Below are 3,495 nucleotides of genomic sequence, written 5' to 3'. Positions count from 1 at the left end.
CGCGCGGCTCTCGCATCTGCTCGAGCCGCGCTCCCGGCCAACGGAGTACTGCGTGCCAGTCACCCGCGGGGCGCCTGCTATCGAATCCGCGAGCGACGGATCACGACGGGTTTCGATCTGACAGCCGATTACCGGACGTGAGAGGGCAATCGGCTGCCGGGACGAGGACAGGTTCGTCGATCGTTCGGATAGTTCGCGTATAAATATACGATCGCCCAATATATAACCATCAATGAACTATAGAACCTATCAATGCCACAGATTTTGGACTTGTGTCCGATAATATTGCTCGTTACGATACGAACGTAGCACTCGAGTTAGTATCAGTAATCGATGGAAGCCGACGTGCCGCTCGAGTGGAACACCGAAGAGTGTCGGACCTATACCCCGGCCGACACGGACCGGGAAATGCAGTATCGGACGTACCGCCACGAATCGGGAGATTTGCGGCTCAAGGTCGCTCCCGCCTCGCTCGACGGAGAAGACCATCCCGGTTACTCGCTGACGGCGACGAGCTATCCGGGGCTCGATCTCTCCGAAACGATGCGAGTCAGAACCGTCCTGACGTTCGAACGATGCAACCGGATCGCCCGAGAGTTCATGGACCTGTTCTCGGCCAGCTACGACGGCCCCGGCTCGCTCGAGGACGCGCTGGATTACGCGTACGAACGAACGCGTGAGCACCGCTAACGGCGTCGTTCGTGAGCCGGTTACGGGCGGTCACCACCCGCACCCACGCAAGCAGTCGACCGGCTGGATTATTCGATTTCTAGCGGTCCACCGCCGTCCCCGTCCCCTTCACTGGCTTCGTCCCACTCGAGTTCGAACTCGACGCTCAGTTCGCCGGGCGCATCGGTCGGCCCCTCGCGCTCGGCTTTGACCTCGAAGGTGGGACGAGCGGGCGGCTCGAGCGTGACCGACTCGGAGCCGGCTTTGAGCGTGATCGCCTCGCCGTCCTCGAGGTTGTCCGCGACGCGACGAAGTAACGTCGCGATATCCGCTCGACTCTGGTCGCTCTCGGATTTGAAGAGTACGTCTTCGGGCATGCTCGACTAGACGGTCCGGGAGCTGATAAATACGTGTACGAGAAACCGGTTCGATTCCGTCGGGAGACTGGAAAGCCGTCTCCGTCTCAGTCGTCCGAGGGAGCCGCGGACTCGTCCGCCGCCGCGGCCGCCGCGGACTCGCTCTCCGCGAAGGGGTACCACGACTGCTTGGCGTCGGCCATGTACGGTGCCTCGAAATCCGTCTCCTCGGGCTCGCAGAACTCGACGAGTTGTTCGGTGCCGGTGGCCTCGACCCACTGGCGGAACGTCTGTCCCTCCGAACGGTGGGCCGCGTAGGCCTGAAGCAGGTTCCGGATCGCGCCGGGGGCCTCGTCGGCCGGGACGCGCTGTTGCACCCAGTCGATGAACGAGGGCTCCTCGCCGACGCCGCCGCCGACGCCGATGTCGAAGGCCTCGACCATCTCACCGTCTTTGCGGGCGCGCATCCCCTGGAGACCGATATCCGCGGTCATCGCCTGCCCGCAGTCGGCGGTACAGCCGGAGTAGTGCATCTTGATCGTGCCGACGTCGTCGGGCAGGTCGACGTTCGCGTTGAACCAGCGCAGCATGCGGGCCATCCGACCCTTCGTCTCGGTCAGCGCGATGGAACAGAACTCGGTGCCGGTACAGGCCATCGCGCCGCGCTCGAAGGGACTCGGCTCGGCGGGGTACTCCTCGAGCAGCGGTTCGGCGAGCAGGGCCTCGAGCTCCTCGTCGGCGACGTCGACGATGACGGGATTCTGGCGGCGGGTCAAGCGGATCTCCCCGGAGCCGTACTCGTCGGCGTAGTCGGCCAGTTCGATGGCGTCCTCGGCCGGGAGCCGGCCGACGGGAACGCTCAGGCCGACGTAGTTCCGACCGTCCGTCTGGTCGCCGACGCCGACGTGGTCGTGCTGGCCGTCCTCGACGGGGCGGCCGGCGTTGTAGGTGTACTCCTCGCGGAAGTCCTCGCCCGCGCGGCGCATCTCGAAGTCGATGTACTCCTCCTGGAGCGTCTCTCGAATTTTCTCCATCCCCCAGTCCTCGGCGAAGAACCGAGCGCGGTTCTTCGAACGGTTCTGGCGATTGCCGTAGTCGTGGTAAAGCTCGACGAAGCCGCGGCCGACCTCGTAGGCGTTTTCCGGCCGGACGAAGATATCGAGCGGCGTCGCGGCGCGGGGCTGGCGGCCGCCGAGCCCGCCGCCGATCCGGACGTTGAACCCGCGGACTTCCTCGCCGTCGATCTCCTTCGTCGCCGGCTCGAACCCGATGTCGTTGATCGAGTCCTGCGCGCAGCCGACCGTACAGCCCGACGCGCTGATGTTGAACTTCCGGGGCATGTTCGACAGTGCGTCGTCTTTGCGAAGTTCCTCCTCGAAGCGCTCGAGCAGGGGACCGGCCTCGACGAACTCTTCGGCCTTCCCGTGGAGCGGACAACCCGAAATGTTGCGCATCGTGTCACCGCCCGCGGATCGGGAGTGAACGCCGGCCGACTCGAGTTTCTCCCAGATTTCGGGCACGTCTTCGAGTTGAAGCCAGTGCAACTGAACGGACTGGCGGGTCGTCAGATCGATCCAGCCGTTGCCGAACTCGGGGTTCTCGACAGGGCCCTTCGCGTACTCGCGGGCGACCTCGCCGATCGTCCGTAGCTGATCGGGCTCGAGAATGCCGCTGGCGTTGGTCAGCCGCATCATGAAGTACGATTCCTGCCCGGAGCGCTGGTGGAACAGTCCCCAGAACTTGAACCGGGTGAACCACTTCTCGTGTTCGTCCTCCGGAATCGCCTCGTAGCCGCCGTTTTCGGCGAACTCGAGGATGTGTTCGCGAACCTCGTCGCCGTAACAGCCCTCCTTGAGTTCCTCTTTCTTATGCGCCATCGCGGACCACCCCGACCGGACGATCGGACTCGAATCTGCAAACTTCCTCGCCAAACATGTCGTAATTCACGTTTCTACACCAGGTTCCTAAATCATATAACAGTAATCGTTTACAAACAGCTTATTTTTGCGCGTATTCGGGGCCGGACGTGGGATATCCAATGGGATATGGTCTGTATTAGGATGTATATCACGGCTCAGCGGGGCAGAGAATGGCCGATTTCAAAGACGGTCAGCGCGACCGGGCCCCGTCTCGCGAGCAATCGCGGATATCGTCTTCGATCTCGGGACACGAGGCCGACGCGCGGCGGGTGGCACGGCCGGTACGGCATCACGACCGAGTATGTAGTCACCCTCGAACTCGACAACCGGGCAGAAATCGGATCGAAAATCGGACGGACTCAATCGTCGGACGGAACCGGGCCGTCCGGCGTCGGCACCACTCGAGCGCGGTACAGCCCGCCCGAGAGGCCGATCGAGGCGATCGCGAGGACGAGGAAGACGACGAAGCCGTTCGCGTAGCCGGCGGGCCCCTGCAGATCGACGAAGAGCCCGAGCACCGGCGGGATGACGAAGCCGCCGAACGCGCCGAG

The 3,495-nt window shown here is 63.5% G+C and carries 3 protein-coding genes and 1 pseudogene; 1 reads left to right on the top strand and 3 read right to left on the bottom strand.

What is annotated here, in order from left to right:
* The first annotated feature begins 333 nt into the window (after positions 1–333).
* Positions 334–690 carry a hypothetical protein gene (locus tag PGX04_RS07690; RefSeq protein ID WP_180839521.1) on the top strand — a complete coding sequence of 119 codons (357 nt, stop codon included), beginning with the start codon at positions 334–336 and terminating at the stop codon, positions 688–690.
* 68 nt (positions 691–758) lie between these two features.
* Here PGX04_RS07690 and PGX04_RS07685 read toward each other — a convergent pair whose 3' ends face one another.
* From PGX04_RS07685 to PGX04_RS07675, 3 genes and pseudogenes are all read right to left on the bottom strand, one after another.
* Positions 759–1,046 (bottom strand): amphi-Trp domain-containing protein, encoded by a 288-nt coding sequence (locus PGX04_RS07685; RefSeq protein ID WP_273737965.1) that lies wholly within the window; start codon positions 1,044–1,046, stop codon positions 759–761.
* A gap of 86 nt (positions 1,047–1,132) precedes the next feature.
* Positions 1,133–2,902, bottom strand: a complete 1,770-nt coding sequence (locus PGX04_RS07680) for a nitrite/sulfite reductase (protein WP_273737964.1) — start codon at positions 2,900–2,902, stop codon at positions 1,133–1,135.
* 401 nt (positions 2,903–3,303) lie between these two features.
* A pseudogene (locus PGX04_RS07675) lies at positions 3,304–3,495 on the bottom strand (MFS transporter); the annotation flags it as partial.

The organism is Natrinema soli, assembly GCF_028618695.1.
This window is presented reverse-complemented; position numbering and strand designations above follow the sequence as displayed.

Excerpts from the sequence above, each read along its gene's own strand:
- PGX04_RS07690 (WP_180839521.1), top strand. The coding sequence starts at position 334 with ATGGAAGCCGACGTGCCGCTCGAGTGGAACACCGAAGAGTGTCGGACC.
- PGX04_RS07685 (WP_273737965.1), bottom strand. The coding sequence starts at position 1,046 with ATGCCCGAAGACGTACTCTTCAAATCCGAGAGCGACCAGAGTCGAGCG.
- PGX04_RS07680 (WP_273737964.1), bottom strand. The coding sequence starts at position 2,902 with ATGGCGCATAAGAAAGAGGAACTCAAGGAGGGCTGTTACGGCGACGAG.